A 21,609-nucleotide genomic window follows, 5' to 3' on the forward strand; every position below is an offset into this window, starting at 1 on the left:
CCGCCGCCGGCTCAGTCCGGCGGGGTGAGTCTGTGCACGGCGCCCCCGAGGTCGACGCTGTAGAGCGAGCCGGTGTCCCATCCCGGGCCCGAACCGAAGCGCACCGATGTGCTGCCGAACAGTCGCGAGGCGACGGTGCACGCCGTGTTGGCGTCGAGGTCGATGCGAACGATGCTGCCGCCGTCCATGGCCAGATAGACCGCGCCATCGGCGCCCACGGTGAGATCGTCGGGGAAGCCGAACAGCCCGAACAACCCGAGGTTGAACTTGCTGATGCGTTTGGGGTTGGAGACATCGATGACGGCCAGCGTGGCCACCGGGTGCAGGTCCAGCGAGGTGATGATCGCGTTGCGGGCCCTGTCGTAGGTCACCCCGTTGGTCGTCGTCAGCCACGGGGCGAACCGGTCGGTGTCCGTGCCGTCGGCGCTGACGCGCGTGAGTCCGGTGATCAGGCCGAGGTTGCGGGAGACGACGAACGATCCGTCGGGTAGCCGGGCCATGCCGTTGGGCATGGTCAGGTTCTCGGCCACCACGGTGGGATCGCCGGTGCTCAGATCGACCTCGGTGATGGTGCCGTCGCGGCGCCCGATGATCCCGGACAGGAAGCTGTTTCCGGTGGTGAAGTAGGCCGTCGAGCCGTCGACGGTGATGCTGCCCGGCGCGGGGACAGCGGGGACGACGGTCGAGCCCGTCCCGTCCGGGGTGAGCCGGTAGATCTGTCCGCTTCGCTGGTCGGTGCGCGACAGCAGCATTCCGCCGGTGCCGTCGAACTCGAGGTTCTCCAGCGAACCCAGCCCCGAGATCACGACCGAACCATCCCATGGACAGCGGGTGGGGATGACCGCCGCGGCAGGGGCGCTCAGTGGGCTGGCGGCCATGGCCATGACGAGGGCCATCGCAAGCGCAGCCGGAATGGGCAGAGCGGCGATCGCCGACCGCGTGACGGTCCCCAGGGCTGAGCTGACAGTGCGGCGCATCGGCGTACTCCTGATCGGTGGACCTCCGGGTACGAGAGCGTACCCGCACGTCAGGGAAGGGTACGGTACCGTACCCCTATGCGCGAGTCGGGCTCGGTCAGCAACGAGCAGCAGCGGTTGATCGAGGCACTGGCCACCCTGATCGAGGACCGCGGCTATTCCGCGACGACGGTTGTCGACATCGTGCGTGTCGCCTCGGCGTCCAAACGCACCTTCTATCAGCACTTCGACAACAAGCAGCAGTGCTACCTGGCGCTTCTGCAATCGCGAACCGCGGTACTGATCGATCGGATCCGCAGCGAGGTCGACCAGGAGGCGCATTGGCACGATCAGGTCCGGCAGATGATCGAGGCCTACGCAGCGCATCTGAGCAGCCGGCCGTTGGTCTCGTTGAGCTGGATTCGCGACCTTCCGGCGCTGGGATTGTCAGCCCGGCCGACACAGCGCACCAACTACACCGCGCTTACCGACGTCGTCCGAGACATGACCACCAACCCCGGATTCCGGCGAGGCGGCGTGCCACCCGTCAACCGCGTCAAGATGGTGATCCTGCTCGGCGGCCTACGCGAGCTCGCCGCGCAGACGGTCGAGGACGGCGGCGAGCTGAGACGGGCCGTCGAGGAGGCAACCGAGATCGCCATCGCGATTCTGCAGACCCCGTCCGGCGACGGTGGTCACCTGAGATGAACCGACGCTGGCGGTTCCTGCGATCGGTGTGGCGGCCCAGCGGTTCAATGTCTGGATCGCCGCGTCAACATGTACACGCCCCTCTGCCCCGCTCCCACGGTCGGCCGCACCGGGACCATCGCCCCTGCAACGGATTCGCACACCCGTGGCGAGGGCGCAATCACCGCGATTACCCGACGCGTGGACCTTCGGCAAGGTCAGCGAATCGCTTGTGTCAGCGGTGTTCGTTCCAGCGAGCGTCGCGATCTCGTCATCATTCGATCGCGTACACGCGGTAGCTGACACCGCCGCTGAGGAGCCTTCCGACGCCAACCGCGACGATGCCGTTCAGCCAGGCGTGCGGCGAACTGTTCGCGGTCTCGAACAGCGGCGTGCTGCGGAAGTAGTATTCGGATGGGGCGACGTTCTCGACGGTTTCGGGATTCAATGCCTGCGGCATCACCTCGGCGGGGATCGCGATCCGCCCCCCGTAGCTGGCATAGATCACGCCGCCTTCGTTCGGCTCAAGCATCACCCGCACATCGACTGCCATCACTCCGTCGGAGCGGATGATCAGCCAATCGCCGCCGCCGGGAAGCACCTTGCCCGCGATCCGGGGCCCATCGAAGGTGCCGCCGGCGATGGGCGCGATCACCCGTGTGCCTAGCGGTCCATCGGGCAACTGGTACCCAGGCGGGATGTCCAGCGTCATGTCGAACAGCAAGGTTGATTTCAGTTCTTCCACAGTGCCTCTCCGTCGTCGAGTGTCATTGAGGTTGGTCCGTCACCGGTGCGGCCTCGATCCTGCGAATGCAGGCCGCGCCGGAGCCTGTCCGGCTTCAGTGCGACCGCCCGCAGTGGTCGCGGCTGGTTGGCATGAGTCGCCCGTGGGTTGCGCCCGCTCCGTAACAGTGCCTATCGACGGCACAACCGGTGTGCCGAGTCGTTGAGCCGTCTGCGCTTCTTCGTGGCCGTTTCGGGGCATTGACATCGGCGGGTTCGTCGTGGTTAATAGTATTTAATATAGCGTAGAAAAAGCTACCCCCTGGGTCTTTCGAAGGAGTCCGCGATGACGAGCAGTCAGCCCAGCTCGGAGACGACCGCCGGCGGTCGCGAGTTCGACCTCGTTGACATATCGACGAAAGCCTTTTGGGCGCAGGCTCCCGAACAGCGAGAGGTGTCGTTTGCCGAGCTGCGGCGGCACGCGCCGGTGAGCTGGCAGCGGCCGATCGAGACCGACATGGCTCCGCCCGGGATCCCGGGCTTCTGGGCAGTCACCACACATGACTTGATTCGCGAGGTCAGCGTTCACCCGGAGCTGTTCTGTTCGGGTCAGGGCACGATGCTCGAAGAGGTCCCAGAGGAGTTTCTCGAGGCCGCTTCGTCGTTCCTGGCCATGGACGGCGATCGTCACCTCACCTATCGCCGGTTGATGAGTTCGTCGTTCACTCCGAAGCGGGTCAAGAAGATCGAGGAGCAGATACGTCTCCGTGCGATCGACATCGTGGAGGGGTTCATCGCCCGGGGCGAGGGTGACTGGGTCGAGTCGGTGGCCAAACAGATGCCGATGAACACGTTCTACGATATGGCCGGGCTTCCGCAGGAGTCCCGCGATCAGGCCGCGCACTTCGCCGACGAACTGGCCGGCTGGAACGATCCGGACATCGCTCACGGGCGCACCGCGGCGGAGGTGATCAACGACGCGATCATCGGGAACCTTGGCATCGGTCTGGAATTCGCCGAAATGACTCGAGCCTGCCCGCGCAACGACATCTGGACCAACCTCGTGGCCGCCGAAGTCGACGGCCACAAACTGACCGACGACGAGCTGGCCTCGATGTTCGTGCTGATGTCCTTCGCCGGAAACGATACGACGCGGACCACACTGTCGTTGGGGACGAAGGCGTTCGTCGACAACCCCGACCAGATCACCTATCTGCTGGAGGATTTCGACGGTCGGATCGATGCCGCCGTTGACGAGGTGTTGCGATGGGTTACGCCGGTGATGACTTTCCGGCGTACTGCTACGCAAGACACGATGCTGGGCGGCCGACAGGTCCGCAAGGGCGACTGGGTGGTGATGATCTACTCATCGGGCAACCGTGACGAAACGGTGTTCGCCGACCCCTGGCGGTTCGACATCACGCGAAAGCCCAACGCTCACGTCGCCTTTGGTGGGGGCGGCCCGCACTTCTGCCTCGGTGCGTTTCTGGCGAAGATGCAGATCAAGCACATGCTCGACCAGATCCTGCACCGCATGCCCGATCTTCGGCTTGGTCAGCCCGCGCTGCTCGTAAGCAACTTCGCCGCAGCGGTCAAGCACATGGACGCATCGACGGGATGCCCGGTCAAACACTGAACCATCGGGCGAAGGTGGCCGGGCGGGCAGCGGCAGATTGCGCCCGACGGGCGATGGTCCGGAGCGGCAATCCCAGCCCCCTCGGATCGTCTTGAATATCTATTAGAAATGTGCTTCCGGGCGTCGCGAGGCGATCCCGGATGACAGATCCGGCATGAGAGAGGCGTATCGCAATGAAGACCCGCGCGGCTGTTGTACGGCAGGTTCCGGGGAAATTCGAGATTGTCGAGCTGGAGTTGGATGAGCCACGGGATGGCGAGGTGCTCGTCGAGCTCAAAGCCGCCGGGCTCTGCCACTCCGACGATCACATCGCGACCGGGGATATGCCGGTTCCCCACTACCCGATCGCCGGAGGTCACGAAGGTGCGGGAATAGTGCGGCAGGTCGGCGCGGGTGTGCGGGGGGTCAAGGAGGGCGATCGTGTCGTCTTCTCCTTCCTGCCGGCATGCGGTCGGTGTCGGTGGTGTGCAAGAGGGCTGCAGAACCTGTGCGATTTGGGCGCCTACGCGCTGATCGGCTCGCGGTTCGACCAGGACGGCAGCCTGCGCATGAGCTTGGACGGTCATCCGGTGGCGCAGATGGCCGCCATTTCGACGTTCTCCCAATACACGACCGTCGACGAACGAAGCTGCGTCAAGATCGCCGACGATATTCCCTTCGACGTCGCGTGCCTGGTTGGCTGTGGCGTGGCGACCGGTTGGGGTTCGGCGACCAACTCGGCGGAGATCGAAGTCGGCCATACCGTGATCGTGATGGGCATCGGCGGCATCGGGATCAATGCCGTGCAGGGGGCGAAACATTCCGGCGCACTCCATGTGGTCGCGGTCGACCCTGTCGAGTTCAAGCGCGAATCTGCCCTGCGGTTGGGCGCCACACACGCGTTCGCCGATGTCGCCGAGGCCACTGAATTCGCCAAGAGCGTGACGAATGGCCAAGGCGCAGACTCGGCGATCGTCACCGTCGGTGTCACCAAGGGCGAGCATGTCGGGGCCGCCTTTGCCGCGATTCGCAAGGGCGGCACCGTGGTTGTCACGGGTATTGGCGATCTCACCGAAGTGGGCATTCCGGTGCCCCTGGGCGAACTGACACTGTTCCAGAAGCGGATACAAGGCTCGATGTATGGGTCGTGCTCGCCGACGATCGATATCCCGACGCAGCTGGGTCTCTACCGGGAAGGCATGCTCAAGCTGGACGAGTTGATAACGGCCACCTACAAGCTGGACGATGTCGCTCAAGGCTATGAGGACATGCACGCCGGCAAGAACATTCGTGGCGTCGTACTCTTCGACTGATCGTTCGAGCGTCCCGGCCCACGCTGACGGCCCAGAAGTCCAGCGCACGCCGTTGCGCGGCAATCAACCCCGCGAGGCACAGACGCACACGAGGTGAGACGAGCTGGCCTTGCCGCGTCTCGATCAAGCTGGCGATTCCGGCGGCCGGGGTGGCGGCCTATCGGACTGCCCGGGTTCTCACCTAGCCTGTTTGAATGCATGGATCGCGGCGTCAGCGTCTGAGTGCCCCCTGCCCCGCGGCAACGGAGATGCCAACATCGTGGCGACGAACCGCCCGATGATCCAGGCACTGAAGATGGCGTTCTACAGCCGCTGGATGACAACAGGACGGAGACCGGACAGCCATACCCGACTCGCGGCGCGTAGCGGGCCGTCGTCGCGAGACACGGGGGCACGCACCCGATGACGTGGCGGACCGACACGGGAATGAGCCCGGCCGCCGAGTTCGATTTCATCATCGTCGGGGCGGGCAGTGCAGGCTGCCTGCTCGCCAATCGCCTCAGCGCCGACCCCGATTGTCGTGTGCTCCTGATCGAGGCCGGCGGCGCAGATGATTGGTTCTGGATCAAGGTGCCGGTGGGCTATCTCTACACCATCGCCAATCCGCGCACCGACTGGTGTTTCACCACCGAGGCCGACCCGGGTCTGGCCGGCCGCAGCATCCACTACGCGCGGGGCCGCGTGATCGGGGGCAGCTCATCGATCAACGCCATGATCCACATGCGCGGTCAGGCCAGCGATTACGAGTCGTGGGCGCAGGCCACCGGCGACGAGCGATGGCTCTGGGGTGGCCCGGATCGTCCAGGCGAGACCCTGACGGTCTACAAGGAGCTGGAGGACTACTTCGGCGGGCCCGACGAGTGGCACGGCGCCGGCGGTGAGATCCGCGTCGAGCGGCCGCGCGTGCGCTGGAAGATCCTGGACGCGTGGCAGGAAGCCGCTGCCCAGGTGGGCATTGCCCCGATCGACGAGTTCAACCGGGGCGACAACGCCGGCAGCGCGTACTTTCACGTCAACCAACGGCGCGGGCGCCGCTGGTCGATGGCCGACGCTTTCCTGCACCCCGTGGCACAGCGGCCCAATCTCACCGTCTACACCCGGACCCAGGCCCTGCAGATTCTGATGGACGACCAGGTCCACGATGACCAGCGCCGCGGTGCCTGGACCAGCGCACAACACCGCGTCACCGGCCTGCGTGTGCTCAAGGGCGGCCGGATCGTCGACGTCCGGGCCCGGCGCGAGGTGATCCTGAGCGCCGGGGCGATCGGATCGCCGCATCTGATGCAGGTTTCGGGCCTGGGCCCGGGCGAATTGCTGACCCACCACGGCGTGCCGGTGGCCGTCGATCTGCCGGGGGTCGGCGAAAACCTTCAGGATCACCTGCAGCTGCGAACGATCTACCGGATCACGGGTGCCCCGACCGTCAACACACTGTACCGGAACTGGATCACCCGTGCGGGCATGGGAGTCCAGTACCTGCTGTTGCGATCCGGACCCCTGACCATGCCGCCGTCCACGCTGGGCGCGTTCGCCAAGAGCAACCCGGCGTTGACCACCGCCGATCTGGAGTGGCATGTGCAGCCCCTGTCCTTGCCGAAGTTCGGCGAACCGCTGCATCGTTTCGGGGCGATCACTCCCTCGGTGTGCAACCTGCGCCCCAGCTCGCGTGGCCATGTGCGCATAGCCAGTGCAGACCCCCTGGCCAGCCCCAAGATTTCCTGCAACTATCTGTCGACCGAGGCCGATCTTCGCGCCGCCGTGCGCGGCCTGCGGATGACCCGTCAGATCATGGCCGCGCCGGCTCTGGCCCGCCACAAACCCCAGGAGCTGCTTCCCGGCCCACAACTGGACAGCGATGAACAGCTGCAGAGGGCGGCCGGTGAACTGGGAACAACCATCTTCCACCCCGTGGGTACCTGCACGATGGGGGCCTTCGATGCGCGCGGTCTCCCGCGGTCGCCGGCCACGGTGCTCGACACCGACTGCCGCGTATACGGTGTCGCCGGCCTTCGAGTTGCCGACGCTTCGGCGATGCCGACCATCACGTCCGGCAACACCAACGCGCCGGTCATGCTCATCGCGGAGCGCGCAGCGCGGGCCATCCTGGGATAGTTCGGGGGGCCGTCGGCCGCGGACCTCGTCGTCCGGTTATTCGCCTCGACTCAGTAGGCGGCTGCCGCGATTGCGGCGGCAAGATCGGTGATGACGTCGGGTTGCCGCGGAGCCCACCCCAGCGCGTGTTTCGCGCGGTCACCGTCGACGCACTGGTCCAGCGCCAGGGCGTCGGCGAACGGACCCAGGTCCTGGCGTGCGTCCCGGATCGGCCACGGTGTCACCGCCTCGGCGCCGATCGCGCGCCGGATGGCCTCGGCCATCTCGGCCACGCTCACGGCCTGTTCGGCGACGACGTTGAGGATCTGGCCATCGACGTCGGGCTTGCGTGCGACGGCGGCGTCGAGAGCCCTGAGGTATGCCACGGCGAGGTCATCGACGTGCACGGTGGGCCAACGGTTCCGGCCCTCGCCGACGATCCTGACGGCCCCGGAATGGCGTCCCATCTGGGCCAGCATGGCGAACACTCCCCCGCCGTGCCCGTGCACCATTGCCGGACGCAGCACCACCGCGGCGACCGAACGCTGTGCGGCCAGGGCCAGCGCCCGGCGTTCCATGGCGGGGCGCCAGGCCACCAGTCGTGTCGGATGCAGTTCCGCATCCTCGGTGACGGGGAGTTCGCCGGTGTCGCCGTAGACCCATGCCCCGGAGGTGTAGACGAATCCCGAACCGGGTGCCATCGCCGACAGCGTGGCGGTGACCAGGTTCTCGTCGAGCGATTCGGCGTGCTCGTCGTTGCTGGAGGCGGTATGTACGACCCCCGCGGCCGAGCCGGCAAGTTCGGCCAGCAGGGGTGTGTCGGCGAGGTCGCCTTCGCGTAGGTGTACGCCGAGGTCGGCCAGTCGCGCCGCGGCGTCCGTCGATGCCGACCGCACCAGTGCGGTCACCTGGTGGCCGGCGGTGACCGCGGCACGGGCGACTCCACCGCCGATGAATCCCGTCGCGCCGGTGAGCAGTAGCTGCATGATCGATGACCTCCGCGTTGTCGACGAAAACAAGACCATTCAGTCTCGTCATGCCGTTACTGTAACGAGACTGGGCAGTCTTGTCGAAGGTGTGCTCCCGGTGCTATGTCTTCGGGTATGAGTTCGCCAGCGCAACCCGAGTTGAGCCCGCTGCAGCGTCGCAAACGGGCGGCGATCCTGTCCGGCGCCGAGGAGGTGTTCCTCGACCGCGGCTACGGGTCGACGACCATGGATGACGTTGCCGCCGTGGCCGGGGTGGGTAAGCAGACCGTCTACCGGCACTTTGCCTCGAAGGAGGTGCTGTTCGAAAGCCTCATCAGGTCGATGTGCGTGCAGGGCGCGGACATCGACGTCGACACCACCGTCGGCGACGATGCCCGCTCCCCGGAGGAGCGGCTGCGCGAACTCGGTGGGCAGCTGGTACGAAATCTGGGGTCCGCCCGCAGTATCCGGCTCTACCGGGCGGTGGTCGCCGAAGCCGGACGCCGCCCCGATCTGGGGCGGCTGTTCTACGACAGCGGCGCCAAGCTGGTACGGGTGCTCGCCGCCCGTATTCTGGCGACGGTATACGACGAGGCCACGGCGGCCGTTCGCGCGGCGACGTTCATCAGTCTCGTGCTCGGCGACGTCCATCTCGAACTGACCCTCGGCTACACGATCACCAACCGGCAGGCGCGCTTCGACGCCCAGGTGGAGGAGGCGATCCAAGCCGCGCTGCGCGGCTGAGGCGCGGCTACTGGGCCCTGGTTCGCCGCCGGCGCGACGAACTCCATTCAGTGGTCTTACCACTTGACCTATGACCAGTGGGTTGGCATGCTGGAGGTGTGGCACTACGACCGGTGAACCGTCGCTCGGTACCCGAGGACGTCTTCGAGCAGATCATCACCGATGTCCTCAGCGGTGAGATGGCCCCGGGCGAGGCGCTGCCGAGCGAGCGCCGGCTCGCCGAGGTGCTGGGGGTATCGCGGCCCGCGATCCGCGAGGCCCTCAAGCGGCTGGCCGCCGCCGGTCTGATCGAGGTTCGTCAGGGCGATGCCACCACGGTGCGCGACTTCCGGCGCACCGCCGGGCTCGACCTGCTCCCCCGGCTGCTGATCCGGGACGGCGAACTCGACCTCGGCGTCGTCCGCAGCATCCTCGAAACCCGGCTGCACAACGGACCCAAGGTGGCCGAGCTCGCCGCGCTGCGCCGGGGCCCCGAACTGTCGAACGAATTGGACGCCGCCGTCGCGGCCCTCGCCGAGGACATCGAGGCGCAGGACATCGAGGCGCAGGACATCGACCCTGTTGCCGCGCAACGACATGCGCTGGACTTCTGGGATCACATCGTCGACGGCGCCGACTCCATCGCGTTCCGGCTCATGTTCAACACGCTGCGCGCCACCTACGAGCCCGCGCTGCCCGCCCTGGCCACGATGATGGCCGCCGAGGTGGGACGTGTGGATGCCTACCGTGCGATCGCCGAGGCGGTGGTGGCCGGCGACTCGGCCGCGGCTCACGACAACGCCCACCGCCTTCTGGAACCCGCGACGACCGCATTGCTGGATGCACTGCACGCCCTGGAGGAACCCCGGTGACCACCACCCCGTCCCGACCCACCCGCAGACAGTTCACGTTGATCGACGCGGCACGCGAGTTCTGGCGACACCCCTCCCCCTGGATGATCGCCACGACGTTCGTCATGGCGTCGACCGCGCGGATCGCCTACGGCGACTGGCAGATCACCGACGCCCTCGTGCCGGCGATCATGCTCGCGCTGTTTCCGTTCTTCGAATGGCTTGTGCACGTGTGCATCCTGCATTGGCGGCCCAGGCGGGTCGGCCCGCTGCGCATCGACCCGCTGCTGGCGCGCAAACATCGGGAACACCACGTCGAGCCGCGGGACGTCGCCCTGATCTTCATCCCGTGGCAGGCCCTGCTGTGGGTGCTGCCCGTGGCGCTGGGGATCGCGTTGCTGGCGTTCCCGCGCACGGCGCTCGGCCTGACGTTCCTGACCTTCCTGACGGTGCTGGGCCTGTGCTACGAATGGTGCCACTACCTCGTCCACACCGACTACAAGCCCAAGACCGTTGTCTACCGGGCGGTCTGGCGCAATCACCGTCAGCACCACTTCAAGAACGAGCACTACTGGTTCACGGTCACCAGCGCGGGCACGGCCGACCGGGTGCTGGGTACCTACCCCGATCCGGCCACGGTCCCCACCTCGCCGACGGCGAAGAACCTGCACGGGCAGGCGCGCTGACCGCGGTTCCACCGGCGCCCACGATCCCGTGGCCTTAGCGTAGAGGCGTGGACTGGGAGTTCGAGGCCGAGGTGTTCCAGTGGCGTGGCCCCGCACCGTACTTCTTCGCCGCCACGCCCGCCCATGTCGACGACTTCCTGCATGCTCACCTCGGTGAGCTGACCTACGGCTGGGGGGTCATCCCCGCACGGGTGGGAGTGGGCGCCACCGAGGTGACGACGTCACTGATCCCCAGGGGCGACGTGTATCTGGTGCCGCTGAAGGTGGCGCTGCGCCGACCCGAGGGCATCGATGACGGCGACATCGTGCGGATGCGTCTGCACGTCGGCCGGCAGGATGCCGGTGGTCCGTCCGGAGGCGACGCGATGACCACGTTCGTCATCGACGCACCGGTGGCCATCCAGCTCGCCTCCGGTGGAGCGACGATCCCGCCGCAGCACAGCCTGGTGGCTCCCACGCTGCTGCGCTCACAGGCCCTGGCGCTGGTGTACGAATCGGTGCGCCGCGGCGAGATCGACGAGCGGGCGGGTCGGAAGGTTCTCGACGACATCCGGGGGCTCCGGATCCGGTTTCTCGGCGACCGCTCACTGCAGGACCACGCGTGGCGGCTGGCCACCGAACTGAACTGGCCGGACATCCATCAAGTCGAGTTGATTGCGCTGACCCAGCTGCAAGCCGACGCGCTGGTCACCGTGGACGACGAACTCGCAGCCGCGGCACGTGCATTCGTCAGAACCGCGTCCATGGCCGATATTCTGCGGACCTGAATCAGCGGTGGGCCGTTCTAGGACTTCCTGGCCGCGCCGACGAACAGCGACCCGCCGAAGCGGTGCTCGATCTCGCCGGTGCCGTGCAGGCCGTGCCGCGCCAGTTCGGCAGCGAATTCGTCTGCCTCGAAGCGGTTTTCCCGGGGGTGGTCGGTAAGCAGCCGCATCGGCCAGGTGTTCAGTGTGTGGCGCGGAAGCTCCTCGAACAGCAGTAGTCCCCCGGGGCGCAGCACCCGGGCGATCTCGGCGATCCCGCTCTGCCAGTCCGGGACGTGGTGAATGATCCCGAAGTCCACGACGGCGTCCATCTTCCCCGAAGGCTGGTCGATCGCACACACGTCGCCCACCGAGAGCGTCACCGGCCGGCCGTGCAATCGTCGTCGAGCGAGTTCGACCATGGACTCGTCGAGGTCGAACGCGCTCACCTGCTCGGCGCCCAGACGGTCCAGAAGCACCTCGGACCCGACACCGCGGCCGCAGCCGACCTCGAGCACGTGCTGGCCGGTCAGTGCCCCGCCCGCGAGCCTGCGGAACCAGCTCGATTCGACATGATGCTGAAGTGCGGCACGCATCGGATTGTTCATCGCGGCGCGCTCGACGGCGTTGAGTTTCATGCTGCTCAGCCTCGGCCAATCCGAGGCGGGTGCGCTACCGGTAAATTGACTGCTGATGCCGAAAAACCGCCAACCCGCCGGGCCGCTGGAACCGTCGTACCTGCCGGCGTTTCATGGCGCGGGCTGGCTCGAGCATGGATTCCACATCGGCGACCACTCCCACTCCGAGGGGCAGTTGGTGTATCCGGCCAGCGGCGCCCTGGCCACGACGACCGTGCGCGGCACGTGGGTCGCCCCGGCCAACCGCGTGACATGGACGCCGCCGGGATTCGACCACTCCCACCGCTTCTACGGCAGGACCGATGTCCGCATGGTCGTCATTCCGGCACACATGTGCGACGCACTTGCCGCACACCCCACGGTCTTCGCGGTGAGCCCCCTGCTGCGGGAAGCTCTCTTGGCGCTGACGGAGCGCGAGAAGCGCAGCGGGGCCCACGACCACCTGCGGGCCGTGGTCATCGATGAACTGGTCGAGGCGCCCGAACAGGACCTGCACCTGCCCGAAGCGCGTGACGACCGGTTGCGGGCCGTCACCGCCGCGCTGCACGCCGATCCCGGCCAGACCACGACGCTGGCCGAGCTCGGGCGGGCGGCGGGCGCGAGCGGCCGAACCCTGAGCCGGTTGTTCCAGACCGAGTTCGACATGAGCTTTCACCGCTGGCGAACCATGCTGCGCATCCATCACGCACTGGTTCACCTCGCCAACGGCCGGTCGGTCACCGACACCGCTCTGCGGTGTGGATGGTCGAACCCGACAAGTTTCATCGAGGCGTTCAGCTTCATCGTCGGCCAGACGCCGGGTCAGTACCTCCGCAGCAACGGCGAACGCAACGGTGAACGCAACGGTGAAGCCGGCCTCCACCGACGAGAAGCCATCGGATGGTCGATGAGTTCGTAGAGGTCGATCGACTCTCGTCAGGACTGCTTGGAGGGGTGGGTTCGGTGGTAGTGGCGGGCCGCCCGTACGCGGTTGCCGCAGGCTTCCGAACACCACTGACGTCGCGGGTGTGACTTGACGAAGTAGAGCACACAGCCGGGTGCGTTGCAGGTGCGCAGGTCGACCGCCTGCGCACCGGTGAACAGGTCGATGGCCTCGTTGCCGAGGTCGGCCAGTGCGCTGCGGGTCGGTGAGGCGTGCCGGCTGGTCACGGTGTGCAGATGTCCGTCGCGGAGGGCGAGTTCGGCGTGTGGGCGGCTGGCGACCAGACGGTTCACGGCGGCGACGGCCTCGTCGACCTCGCCGACGGCGGAGTGCGCGGCGGTGCGGGCGTCGTCGGTGATGTGGGCCGCCAGCCGGCGGAGGCTGTCCCGCAGCAGCAGGGCGTCGGTGAATTCGTCATCGGTCGATTCGCCCAGTTCGGTGGGGTCGTAGTCGGTGACGTCGGAAAGCCAGTCGCGCAGGGCGGCCGGGCTGGTCAGTTCGTCGTGCACGCCGCCGGTGTCGGCCCAGATGGTGTTCATCAGCCGTACCGGGGCGGGCTCGTCGGGCAGGAGCCACGCGGGTGTTCCCGTGGTCACACCACAACACTATCACGGATAGATCCTCTTGCATCCGTTAGGCAGAGGTGGTACATCTTCTAACGGCAACGTCGTGTTGCAACCATTAGAACCGAGAGGATCCTCCGATGACCGACTTCGCCCCCGTCGAACCCGAGTCCGCGACCGGCAAGGCCGCCGAGCTGCTCGCCCAGGTGCAGGCATCGTTGGGGCTGACGCCCAACATGACCAAGGTGATGGCCAACAGCCCAGCTCTGTTGCAGAGCTACCTGGCCCTGTCCGGTGCGGTGGCCGGCGGCGTTCTGCGACCCGCGGTGCGGGAGCGCCTGGCGATCGCCACCGCCCAGCTCAACGGTTGCGAGTACTGCCTGTCGGCGCACACCTACATCGGGGCCAACATCGCCAAGGTGACCGACGCCGAACTCGCGGGCGCCCGCCGGGGCGGATCCGAGGACGAACACGTCGCGGCGCTGCTCACGCTGTCCAACACCATCGCCGAGAACGCCGGCGACGTGACCGAGGTCGAACTGAAGACCGCCCGCGCGGCCGGGGTCACCGAGGAGGAGATCGGCGAGGTCGTGGCCAACCTCGCGCTGAACGTGATGACCAACTACTTCAACGTGATGGCCCGGGTCGACAACGACTGGCCCGTCGTGTCCCTGTGAGCCACGGACGGTGCCGACGATGAACGACGATGGCCGGCGCGCCGCCGGGGGATTCCACGGCGGCGAGCTGACCGTCCAACAACGTGCCGGGGTTCAGGCTCAGGCCGCGAGGCTGGCCCCGATGGTGGCCGCCGGTCAATTGCGTTCCGGGATAGCCGCTTTCGTGGCCGGCGCGATGTTCGCGGCGATCACCGCCCGAGACCGGGCGGGACGGTTGTGGACATCACCACTGCTGGGGCCTCCGGGATTCCTGCACGCGGTGGGGCCGACCACGTTGGGTCTGGGTGCGGCCCTTCCCGAAGGGGACCCGCTGCATGCGCTGCCTGCCGGGCAGCCGGCCGGCATCGTCGTCGTCGACTTCGTTACCCGACGCCGGGTGCGCATCAACGGTGTGCTGACCGGGGCGACACCCGAGGGGCTGACCGTGGAGGTCGAGCAGGCCTACGGCAACTGCCCGCAGTACATCCGGCGTCGCCAGGTTCGCGCCACCGCAACATCCGGGACCGCCCGTGCGCGGACCCATCGCGGCGAGGCGTTGCGGCCCGGCGACACCCGATTCGTGGAGAGTGCCGACACCTTCATCCTGGGGACCACCCACCCCGAATCGGGCAACGACGCCTCGCACCGCGGCGGCCCCGCCGGGTTCGTCCGCACCGGTCCCGCACACCTGTGGTGGCCGGACTATCCGGGCAACAACATGTTCAACAGCCTCGGCAACCTCGCCGTCGACCCCACCGCGGCCCTGCTGTTCCTCGACTTCGAGGCCGGTGCCGCGCTGCAGCTTTCCGGGGAGGCCACCGTGTGCTGGAACGCCGACATCGCCGACGACACCCCCGCCGGACGGTGGGTGCGGTTCACGCCCCACCTGGTCGTGGCCACCGCCGTGCCCGAACGGCCCGACCGACCAACGACTCATGACCGACCGAATATCACCAACAACGGATGGAGACACCATGTCTGAGCGCCGACCGCCGGTCCCGCCCTTCGACCTGGACAGCGCGTTGCAGAAGGTGCAGGCGGCCGAGGACGCCTGGAACACCCGCGATCCCCACCACGTCAGCCGGGCCTACACACCCGACTCCGCCTGGCGTAACCGTGACCAGTTCCTCACCGGGCGCGCAGCGATCGTCGAATTCCTCACCGCGAAATGGGAACGCGAACTCGACTACGCACTGCGCAAGAGCCTGTGGGGATTCCGTGGCAATCGCATCGCCGTGCGCTTCCAGTACGAATGGCACGATGCCACCGGTCAGTGGTACCGCAGCTACGGCAACGAGCTGTGGGAATTCGACGAGAGCGGCCTGATGCGCCGCCGCGAGGCCAGCATCAACGACGTCACCATCGCCGAGGGGCAGCGGCGCTACTTCGGGCCCCGGCCGGCCGCCGAACGCGGCGTCGATATCCCGCTCCGGTAGGCGCGAGCCCCGATCTCCGCTCCCCTGGGTCAGCGTGCGTACGTCCGCAACAGCGCCCGGGTACGGGCCCGCCCCTCCGGCGACGGATCGAACGTCGCGGCGACGTACTCGTCGACGCCTGCCGCCCGCAGTTCGTCGAGCCGGCCCCGGACGGTGTCCTCGTCGCCGATGATGGCCGCGTCCTGCGGCCCGGCATAGCCCTCCCGGTCGAGCATCGCGCGGTACGAGGGCAGCTGGCCGTAGATGGCGAACTGTTCGGCGGCGAGCCTGCGTGCGGCCTCGATGTCGTCGGTGACGCTGACCGGCAGCGCCGCGACGACGCGCACCGCGCCCTCGCGTCCGGCGTCGGCGGCCGCCTGCCGCAGCGTCGGCCCCACATGCTCGGCCAGCGTCGTGGGTCCCGTCATCCAGGTACAGGTGCCCGACGTACGGCGCCCCGCCAGCTTCAGCATCTGCGGACCCAGCGCCGCGACGTAGACGTCGGGCCGCGGGGCCCCGGAGATCATCAGCGCACCGCGGGTGCTGACGGTCTCCCCCGTCGCATCGGCGGGCTCACCGGCCAACAGCGGCAGCAGCCCGTCGAGGTATTCGTTGAGCCTGCGCACCGGCCTGTCCCACGGGATGCCCCACATGCCCTCGGTGACCGTCTGATGGGTCATCCCGAGCCCGAGGGTGAACCGGCCACCGGAGGCGAGGCTCAGCGTGAGGGCGCGCTGGGCCATCTGCATCGGATGCTGATTCTGGATGGGCACCACACCGCTGGCCGCAGCGATGGTGTCGACCTCGCGCAGCGCGATTGCCAGAATCATGAGAAGGTCTGGCTCATAAGGCAATTGGCTCATCCACACGCGTTCGAAACCTTCGTCGCGCAGCGTCGCCAGGTTCGCGATCGTCGCGTCGATCGGTGAATCACCGCCCAGTCCACTGAGTTGCCCGAACATACTGACCTGCATGACCAACACGCTCCTTTGCGTAGCCCCCGGGGGTGGACGGTTGCCATTATTCTCTGCCCGGCCGGATCCTTCCTAAAACGCTGCTGGGCGGTGGTCGGGCGTCGGCCCGACGGCGGTCAGCGAGGCCCACGCCCCCATGGCCGAGTGCGCAATGCCTTCGAGCGTCGCACGGTCGGCCCCGTCACGCGCCTGGATCGACATCCCCTGCTGCACCGTCACGTAGAACCGGGCAATGGCGTCGAGGTCTGCGCCGGCGGGTATCTCGCCCGTGTCCACCCCACGTGCCAGCACCTCGACGAGGGTGGTGGTGCTCTGCTCCCGTTTGCCGGTGAGCTCGGCGCGCAGTGGCGCCGTCGCGGCGTTGGCGTGCAACGCCGACAGCACCACCAGGCACCCCGTCGGGCGGTCCGCGCGGGCGAAGGCGTGTGCCGTCGTCATCAGGAAGGCCTCGACCGCGCCGTGGGCGGTGTCGGCGGCAGCGACGGCGTCCCAGATCTCGGTGCCCGCGCACGTGGCGTAGTGGTCGACGGCCTCCCGGAAGAGTTCGTCCTTGGAGCCGAACGCGGCGTAGAGGCTCGTCGGCCCGATCCCCATCGCCGCCGTCAGGTCGGTCATCGAGGCGCCCTCGTAGCCCCGCTCCCAGAAGACCGCCATGGCCCGCTCGAGTGCGCTGGTCCTGTCGAACTGCCGTGGCCGGCCACGCGCTGCCATCGGGGCCCTTCCTCCGGGGGTTATGCATCGAATGCTACAGAAATCCCTTGACGGCCGGAACGGGCCCCACATATATTTGCAGTGATCGTTACAGAAATGGAGCTGGCATGGCGGTACTCGACGGAAAAAGAGCCCTGGTCACCGGAGGGTCGCGCGGAATCGGCGCGGGAATCGTGCGGCGGCTCGCCGCCGACGGCGCCGCCGTGGCCTTCACCTACGCCAACTCGGCCGCCCGGGCCGACGAGCTCGTGGCCGAGGTGACGGCCCGCGGCGCCAAGGCGGTGGCGATCCAGGCCGACGCGGCCGACCCGGTACGAACCGCGAGTGCGGTCGGCGAGGCCGTCGCCGAACTGGGCGGGCTGGACGTGCTGGTGAACAATGCCGGAGCCGCTCACCTCGAACCGATCGACGACTTCGCCGCCGAGCAGTTCGACCGGCTGGTGGCGATCAACATCGGCGGCGTGTACTGGGCCACTCGCACCGCGATCGCGCATCTGGGTGAAGGCGCGCGGATCATCAACATCGGCAGCATCAATGCCGACCGGGTGCCCGGTCCCGGCGCGACGGTCTATGCGATGACCAAGGGAGCGGTGTCCTCCTTCACCCGCGCACTGGCCCGGGAACTGGGCCCGCGCGGCATCACCGTCAACAACGTCCAGCCCGGTCCGATCGACACCGAGATGAACCCCGACGACGGGGAGTTCGCCGACAGTCTCAAACAGCTTGTCGCACTGGGTCGCTACGGCCACACCAGTGACATCGCCGCCATGGTGAGTTTTCTGGCGGGCCCCGAGTCCGGCTTCGTCACCGGAGCGAGCGTCAACGTCGACGGCGGCATCACGGTCTAGCGTTCAGCCCGTGTGGTTCGGGCTCGGCCACGGCCGGGGAACCGGGCGCGGGCGCACGTGCTGCGGCCACCAGAACCACCTGCCCAGCAGCGCCGCCAGCGACGGTGTCATCAGCGACCGGACGACCAACGTGTCGAACAGCAGGCCGAGCCCGATCGTGGTGCCGACCTGGCCGATCGTGACCATGTCGCTGACGGCCATCCCGATCATGGTGAAGGCGAACACCAGGCCCGCCGCCGTGACGACCGAGCCGGTTCCGGCCATCGACCGGATGATGCCGGTCTTCAGGCCCGCGTGCATCTCCTCTTTCATCCGAGACACCAGCAGCAGGTTGTAGTCGGCGCCGACGGCCAGCAGAACGATGACCGCCATCGGCAACACCATCCAGTGCAGTGGGATCCCGATCAGGTGCTGCCAGATCAGGACCGACAGGCCGAAGGACGCCCCCAGACTCAGCACCACGGTTCCGACGATCACCGCCGCGGCGGCCACGGCCCTGGTGAGCACCACCATGACGAGGAAGATCAGGATCAGCGCGGCGACCGCCGCGATGAGCAGGTCGTAGTCCGCACCCTGTTGCATGTCCTTGTACAGCGCCGCGCTACCGCCGACATAGATCGTGGAGCCCTCCAGCGGCGTTCCCTTGATCGCGTCGGCTGCGGCGATGCGCAGTGGCTCGATGTGCGATGTGCCCTCCTCGGTCAACGGATCGCCCTGATGGAACACGGTGATCCGCACGGCATGGCCGTCGGGCGAGAGGAACAGTTTGATCCCCCGCTGGAAGTCGGCGGTCTCGAAGGCCTCCGGCGGCAGGTAGAACGAATCGTCGTTGCGGGCCGCGTCGAACGCCTCGCCCATCGCCGTGGCGTCCTCCTGCATCGCCATGCTCTGATCCTGCTGCGCCTTCTGCGCCTGATACTGGTTGAGCATCATCTGCTTCTGGTTCTTCATCGTCTGGATCATCGCCGGCATCAGCGCCGCCATCTGCGGCGTCAGCTCGGCCATCTCCTTGAGGTCGGGCACGATGTCCTGGAAGTCGTCGGACATCGTGCTGATGCCGTCGAGGCTCTCGAAGATCGAGCGCAGCGACCAGCACACCGGAATGTCGAAACAGTGCGGCTCCCAGTAGAAGTAGTTCCGAAGCGGCCGGAAGAAATCGTCGAAGTCGGCCAGACTGTCACGAACCTCGGAGATGTGCACCGAGGTCGTGTCCATCTTGTCGGCCATGCGCCGGGTGACGTCGGCCAACTGGAGCGTGATGCCGTGCATCTTCTCCATGGAGTCGATGGTCACCTGCATCTCGTCGGCCTGCTTGAGCGTGTTCTCCAGCACCTTCTGCTGGTAGTCGTTGTTCATCAGCGACCCGGTGCCGCTCTGGCCGATCGTGTAGGCGAGCGAGGCGTGCTTGACCGGCTTGCCGTCCGGGCGGGTGATGGTCTGCACCTGTGCGATGCCGTGGACGCGAACCAGTGCCTTGGCGATCTTGTCGATGACCAGGAAGTCCGCCGGGTTGCGCAGATCATGATCGGCTTCGACCATGATCAGCTCGGGGTTCATCTTGGCGTCCGAGAAGTGCCGGTCGGCGGCCTCATAGCCGACGTTGGCGGGAACGTCGGCAGGAAGATAGATGCGGTCGTTGTAGGTGGTGTGATAGCCGGGCAGCGTCAGCAACCCGACCAGGGCCAGCACGACCGCCATGACCAGCACCGCCCCGGGCCACCGCACGGTCGCCGCGCCGATGCGCCGCCACCCGCGCGAGCGTCCCATCCGCTTGGGTTCGAGCACGCGGCCGAAGCGGGTGACGATCGAGATGACCGCAGGGCCAAGCGTGAGCGCGGCGAGCACGACGATGGTCATGCCGATCGCCAATGGCACACCCATGGTCTGGAAGTACGGCAGCCGGGTGAAATACAGGCAGAGCGTTGCGCCGGCGATGGTCATCCCCGAGGCCAGCACGACGTGCGCCGTGCCGTGAAACATGTCGTAGTACGCCAGTTCCCGGCTCTTACCCGACCGTCGAGCTTCCTGGTAGCGGCCTATCAGGAAGATCGCGTAGTCGGTTGCCGCGGCGATCGCCAACGTCACCACCATGTTGGTCGCGAAGGTGGTGAGTCCGATCACCTCGTGATAGCCGAGGAAAGCGACGATCCCGCGAGCCGAGAGCAGCCCGATGATCACCATGAACAGCGTGATCACCGTGGTGACGATGGACCGGTAGACCAGCAGAAGCATCACCGTGATGACCCCGAAGGTCAACGCCTCGATGGTCTTCATGCTGGCATCGCCGACCTCGTTCTGGTCGGTCGTGGTGGCCGCCGGGCCGGTGACGTAGGCCTTCACACCCGCGGGCGGCTCGATGCCGGCGATGATGTCTCGAACGGCCTGCACCGACTCGTTGGCCAGGGCCTCGCCCTGGTCGCCGGCGATGTAGACCTGGACGTAGGCCGCCTTGCCGTCCATGCTCTGGGCGCCGGCCGCAGTCAGCGTGTCGCCCCAGAAGTCCTGCACATGCTGCACATGGGCGGTGTCCGCTTCCAGCTCACGGACCATGTCGTCGTAGAACGCGTGCGCGTCGGCACCCAGCTCCTGCTGACCCTCAAGCACGATCATCACCGAGCTGCTGGTGTCGTACTCCTGGAACACCTCGCCGACGCGCTTGGTCGCGATCATCGACGGAGCATCGTTGGGGCTCATCGACACAGCGCGGGTCTTGCTGACCACTTCGAGCTGGGGAACCGAGACGTTGAGGATCGCGATGATCGCTATCCAGGCCAACACGATCGGGACCGCGAAGGTGCGGATGAAACGCGGCAGCAGGGGGCGGACGGCGTGATGGGTGGGCGGCACCGGGGCGGTCGGGGCGTCCTCGACGGAAGTGCTCATGCCGCCTTCACCAGACAGTAGGTCGCAGGGTCCACGCCGTGGGCCGTCCTTTCGTCCTTCACTTCGTCGTCGACGGTGACCCGGCAGCCGATCGACTGCCCGTCCCCCTGGGCGACGAGATTCGGCATGACCGACGGAATGGTGGTCTCCAGGGTCAGCGACCACGGCAGATTCACCTCGCCGGTTCGTTGCGGCAGACCGTCGAGGTCGGTGTAGTTGATGATCGCGGTGCTACCCGTCCCGAAAACCTCGTAGGTGACGACCTTGGGGTTGAAGTTCTCCGCGGTGTCGGTGCCGATCGGTGTCACGATGGCCCCGTTGGAACCGAACACCGAGCGCAGGTGTGCCACGGTGAACGCGCCCACCGTGACGGCCGCCACCACCAGGACGGGCACCCATGCGCGTTTGAGCACCGAGATGAAGACGGTCATCGTGGAATCGAACAGTGTTGGCGGGCAGTCGGTTCGGAGCCCAGAAGCGGGCACGCGGATGCGGAAGTCAAACCAGGCCTCTCCACGAGATTTTCACACCGGCCGCCGAACGACTCAGTCTGGCTAGACAACCTAAACGACTTAAGCGGACAAAAACAATCCGGTTATGGCGGTTATCACGACGCCCCACGGCGAGTGATCGACGACCCACC

Annotated in this window: 22 protein-coding genes; 13 read left to right on the forward strand and 9 right to left on the reverse strand. The window is 67.1% G+C overall.

Translation table 11 applies throughout. The features are described from left to right. Window positions 1-11: 11 nt before the first annotated feature. Window positions 12-977 (reverse strand): SMP-30/gluconolactonase/LRE family protein, encoded by a 966-nt coding sequence (locus CSR00_RS08530; protein WP_141564317.1) that lies wholly within the window; start codon window positions 975-977, stop codon window positions 12-14. 78 nt (window positions 978-1,055) lie between these two features. Here CSR00_RS08530 and CSR00_RS08535 point away from each other — a divergent pair, with 78 nt between their 5' ends. Then, on the forward strand, window positions 1,056-1,664 hold the full coding sequence (locus tag CSR00_RS08535; protein WP_099021959.1) for a TetR/AcrR family transcriptional regulator: 609 nt from the start codon (window positions 1,056-1,058) through the stop codon (window positions 1,662-1,664). 253 nt (window positions 1,665-1,917) lie between these two features. Here the strand turns inward: CSR00_RS08535 and CSR00_RS08540 are convergent, their stop codons facing one another. Continuing rightward, on the reverse strand, window positions 1,918-2,388 hold the full coding sequence (locus tag CSR00_RS08540) for a DUF3237 domain-containing protein (protein ID WP_099021960.1): 471 nt from the start codon (window positions 2,386-2,388) through the stop codon (window positions 1,918-1,920). A 324-nt stretch (window positions 2,389-2,712) separates the two neighbouring features. Between CSR00_RS08540 and CSR00_RS08545 the strand changes: the two genes are divergently transcribed. The 3 genes from CSR00_RS08545 to CSR00_RS08555 all read left to right on the forward strand — a co-directional run bounded on the left by CSR00_RS08545 (window position 2,713) and on the right by CSR00_RS08555 (window position 7,406). Beyond that, entirely contained in the window at window positions 2,713-4,002 is a 1,290-nt protein-coding gene (locus CSR00_RS08545; RefSeq protein WP_099021961.1) for a cytochrome P450, read from the forward strand. Window positions 4,003-4,175: 173 nt separating this feature from the next. Further along, window positions 4,176-5,294: an NDMA-dependent alcohol dehydrogenase gene (locus CSR00_RS08550; RefSeq protein WP_099021962.1), complete on the forward strand. Its 1,119-nt coding sequence runs from the start codon at window positions 4,176-4,178 to the stop codon at window positions 5,292-5,294. 426 nt (window positions 5,295-5,720) lie between these two features. Next, on the forward strand, window positions 5,721-7,406 hold the full coding sequence (locus CSR00_RS08555) for a GMC family oxidoreductase (protein ID WP_099021963.1): 1,686 nt from the start codon (window positions 5,721-5,723) through the stop codon (window positions 7,404-7,406). Window positions 7,407-7,456: 50 nt separating this feature from the next. On the opposite strand, the gene CSR00_RS08560 is transcribed toward CSR00_RS08555, so the two are convergent. Further along, the gene (locus CSR00_RS08560; protein ID WP_099021964.1) at window positions 7,457-8,371 is read right to left on the reverse strand and encodes an NAD-dependent epimerase/dehydratase family protein; all 915 of its coding nucleotides are present in this window, start codon (window positions 8,369-8,371) and stop codon (window positions 7,457-7,459) included. A 117-nt stretch (window positions 8,372-8,488) separates the two neighbouring features. Between CSR00_RS08560 and CSR00_RS08565 the strand changes: the two genes are divergently transcribed. From CSR00_RS08565 to CSR00_RS08580, 4 genes are all read left to right on the forward strand, one after another. After that, entirely contained in the window at window positions 8,489-9,097 is a 609-nt protein-coding gene (locus CSR00_RS08565) for a TetR/AcrR family transcriptional regulator (protein WP_099021965.1), read from the forward strand. 98 nt (window positions 9,098-9,195) lie between these two features. Next, a complete protein-coding gene (locus CSR00_RS08570; protein WP_099021966.1) occupies window positions 9,196-9,948 on the forward strand; it encodes a FadR/GntR family transcriptional regulator in 753 nt (250 codons plus the stop codon). Further along, a complete protein-coding gene (locus CSR00_RS08575; protein WP_099021967.1) occupies window positions 9,945-10,613 on the forward strand; it encodes a sterol desaturase family protein in 669 nt (222 codons plus the stop codon). The genes CSR00_RS08570 and CSR00_RS08575 overlap by 4 nt, the downstream gene beginning before the upstream one ends. A 47-nt stretch (window positions 10,614-10,660) precedes the next feature. After that, window positions 10,661-11,380: a type II toxin-antitoxin system VapC family toxin gene (locus CSR00_RS08580; RefSeq protein WP_099021968.1), complete on the forward strand. Its 720-nt coding sequence runs from the start codon at window positions 10,661-10,663 to the stop codon at window positions 11,378-11,380. Window positions 11,381-11,397: 17 nt separating this feature from the next. Here CSR00_RS08580 and CSR00_RS08585 read toward each other — a convergent pair whose 3' ends face one another. Then, the gene (locus CSR00_RS08585) at window positions 11,398-11,994 is read right to left on the reverse strand and encodes a class I SAM-dependent methyltransferase (RefSeq protein WP_099021969.1); all 597 of its coding nucleotides are present in this window, start codon (window positions 11,992-11,994) and stop codon (window positions 11,398-11,400) included. Window positions 11,995-12,049: 55 nt separating this feature from the next. On the opposite strand from CSR00_RS08585, the gene CSR00_RS08590 reads away from it, so the two are divergent. Beyond that, window positions 12,050-12,892 carry an AraC family transcriptional regulator gene (locus tag CSR00_RS08590; RefSeq protein WP_099021970.1) on the forward strand — a complete coding sequence of 281 codons (843 nt, stop codon included), beginning with the start codon at window positions 12,050-12,052 and terminating at the stop codon, window positions 12,890-12,892. 17 nt (window positions 12,893-12,909) lie between these two features. Here the strand turns inward: CSR00_RS08590 and CSR00_RS08595 are convergent, their stop codons facing one another. Further along, the gene (locus tag CSR00_RS08595; protein WP_245905905.1) at window positions 12,910-13,512 is read right to left on the reverse strand and encodes a CGNR zinc finger domain-containing protein; all 603 of its coding nucleotides are present in this window, start codon (window positions 13,510-13,512) and stop codon (window positions 12,910-12,912) included. A 107-nt stretch (window positions 13,513-13,619) separates the two neighbouring features. Here CSR00_RS08595 and CSR00_RS08600 point away from each other — a divergent pair, with 107 nt between their 5' ends. The 3 genes from CSR00_RS08600 to CSR00_RS08610 are packed head-to-tail and all read left to right on the forward strand — an operon-like array spanning window position 13,620 to window position 15,571. Then, window positions 13,620-14,156, forward strand: coding sequence for a carboxymuconolactone decarboxylase family protein (locus tag CSR00_RS08600; RefSeq protein WP_099021971.1), 537 nt, complete (start codon window positions 13,620-13,622; stop codon window positions 14,154-14,156). A gap of 19 nt (window positions 14,157-14,175) precedes the next feature. Beyond that, on the forward strand, window positions 14,176-15,117 hold the full coding sequence (locus CSR00_RS08605; RefSeq protein ID WP_099021972.1) for a pyridoxamine 5'-phosphate oxidase family protein: 942 nt from the start codon (window positions 14,176-14,178) through the stop codon (window positions 15,115-15,117). After that, window positions 15,110-15,571, forward strand: coding sequence for a nuclear transport factor 2 family protein (locus tag CSR00_RS08610; protein ID WP_099021973.1), 462 nt, complete (start codon window positions 15,110-15,112; stop codon window positions 15,569-15,571). Before CSR00_RS08605 ends, CSR00_RS08610 begins: the two co-directional genes overlap by 8 nt. A 29-nt stretch (window positions 15,572-15,600) precedes the next feature. On the opposite strand, the gene CSR00_RS08615 is transcribed toward CSR00_RS08610, so the two are convergent. Together CSR00_RS08615 and CSR00_RS08620 are read right to left on the reverse strand one after the other, a co-directional pair. Next, the gene (locus tag CSR00_RS08615; protein ID WP_099022011.1) at window positions 15,601-16,524 is read right to left on the reverse strand and encodes a TIGR03564 family F420-dependent LLM class oxidoreductase; all 924 of its coding nucleotides are present in this window, start codon (window positions 16,522-16,524) and stop codon (window positions 15,601-15,603) included. Window positions 16,525-16,596: 72 nt separating this feature from the next. Beyond that, the gene (locus CSR00_RS08620; protein ID WP_099021974.1) at window positions 16,597-17,235 is read right to left on the reverse strand and encodes a TetR/AcrR family transcriptional regulator; all 639 of its coding nucleotides are present in this window, start codon (window positions 17,233-17,235) and stop codon (window positions 16,597-16,599) included. Window positions 17,236-17,342: 107 nt separating this feature from the next. On the opposite strand from CSR00_RS08620, the gene CSR00_RS08625 reads away from it, so the two are divergent. Further along, the gene (locus CSR00_RS08625) at window positions 17,343-18,083 is read left to right on the forward strand and encodes a 3-oxoacyl-ACP reductase family protein (RefSeq protein ID WP_099021975.1); all 741 of its coding nucleotides are present in this window, start codon (window positions 17,343-17,345) and stop codon (window positions 18,081-18,083) included. Window positions 18,084-18,086: 3 nt separating this feature from the next. Here CSR00_RS08625 and CSR00_RS08630 read toward each other — a convergent pair whose 3' ends face one another. Both CSR00_RS08630 and CSR00_RS08635 read right to left on the reverse strand, forming a co-directional pair. Further along, entirely contained in the window at window positions 18,087-20,966 is a 2,880-nt protein-coding gene (locus tag CSR00_RS08630; RefSeq protein WP_099021976.1) for an MMPL/RND family transporter, read from the reverse strand. Next, window positions 20,963-21,397, reverse strand: a complete 435-nt coding sequence (locus CSR00_RS08635; protein WP_099021977.1) for an MmpS family transport accessory protein — start codon at window positions 21,395-21,397, stop codon at window positions 20,963-20,965. Before CSR00_RS08635 ends, CSR00_RS08630 begins: the two co-directional genes overlap by 4 nt. Between the last annotated feature and the right edge of the window lie 212 nt (window positions 21,398-21,609).

The sequence above is a fragment of the Mycolicibacterium palauense genome, from assembly GCF_002592005.1.
Classification (GTDB): Bacteria; Actinomycetota; Actinomycetes; order Mycobacteriales; family Mycobacteriaceae; genus Mycobacterium; species Mycobacterium palauense.

What these genes read in the sequence shown, in the direction of transcription:
- CSR00_RS08565 (WP_099021965.1), top strand. Translation starts at nt 8,489, where the DNA reads ATGAGTTCGCCAGCGCAACCCGAGTTGAGCCCGCTGCAGCGTCGCAAA.
- CSR00_RS08620 (WP_099021974.1), bottom strand. Translation starts at nt 17,235, where the DNA reads ATGGCAGCGCGTGGCCGGCCACGGCAGTTCGACAGGACCAGCGCACTC.
- CSR00_RS08600 (WP_099021971.1), top strand. Translation starts at nt 13,620, where the DNA reads ATGACCGACTTCGCCCCCGTCGAACCCGAGTCCGCGACCGGCAAGGCC.
- CSR00_RS08530 (WP_141564317.1), bottom strand. Translation starts at nt 977, where the DNA reads ATGCGCCGCACTGTCAGCTCAGCCCTGGGGACCGTCACGCGGTCGGCG.
- CSR00_RS08555 (WP_099021963.1), top strand. Translation starts at nt 5,721, where the DNA reads ATGAGCCCGGCCGCCGAGTTCGATTTCATCATCGTCGGGGCGGGCAGT.
- CSR00_RS08550 (WP_099021962.1), top strand. Translation starts at nt 4,176, where the DNA reads ATGAAGACCCGCGCGGCTGTTGTACGGCAGGTTCCGGGGAAATTCGAG.
- CSR00_RS08535 (WP_099021959.1), top strand. Translation starts at nt 1,056, where the DNA reads ATGCGCGAGTCGGGCTCGGTCAGCAACGAGCAGCAGCGGTTGATCGAG.
- CSR00_RS08590 (WP_099021970.1), top strand. Translation starts at nt 12,050, where the DNA reads ATGCCGAAAAACCGCCAACCCGCCGGGCCGCTGGAACCGTCGTACCTG.
- CSR00_RS08610 (WP_099021973.1), top strand. Translation starts at nt 15,110, where the DNA reads ATGTCTGAGCGCCGACCGCCGGTCCCGCCCTTCGACCTGGACAGCGCG.
- CSR00_RS08545 (WP_099021961.1), top strand. Translation starts at nt 2,713, where the DNA reads ATGACGAGCAGTCAGCCCAGCTCGGAGACGACCGCCGGCGGTCGCGAG.
- CSR00_RS08585 (WP_099021969.1), bottom strand. Translation starts at nt 11,994, where the DNA reads ATGAAACTCAACGCCGTCGAGCGCGCCGCGATGAACAATCCGATGCGT.
- CSR00_RS08605 (WP_099021972.1), top strand. Translation starts at nt 14,176, where the DNA reads ATGAACGACGATGGCCGGCGCGCCGCCGGGGGATTCCACGGCGGCGAG.
- CSR00_RS08560 (WP_099021964.1), bottom strand. Translation starts at nt 8,371, where the DNA reads ATGCAGCTACTGCTCACCGGCGCGACGGGATTCATCGGCGGTGGAGTC.
- CSR00_RS08630 (WP_099021976.1), bottom strand. Translation starts at nt 20,966, where the DNA reads ATGAGCACTTCCGTCGAGGACGCCCCGACCGCCCCGGTGCCGCCCACC.
- CSR00_RS08625 (WP_099021975.1), top strand. Translation starts at nt 17,343, where the DNA reads ATGGCGGTACTCGACGGAAAAAGAGCCCTGGTCACCGGAGGGTCGCGC.
- CSR00_RS08615 (WP_099022011.1), bottom strand. Translation starts at nt 16,524, where the DNA reads ATGCAGGTCAGTATGTTCGGGCAACTCAGTGGACTGGGCGGTGATTCA.
- CSR00_RS08635 (WP_099021977.1), bottom strand. Translation starts at nt 21,397, where the DNA reads ATGACCGTCTTCATCTCGGTGCTCAAACGCGCATGGGTGCCCGTCCTG.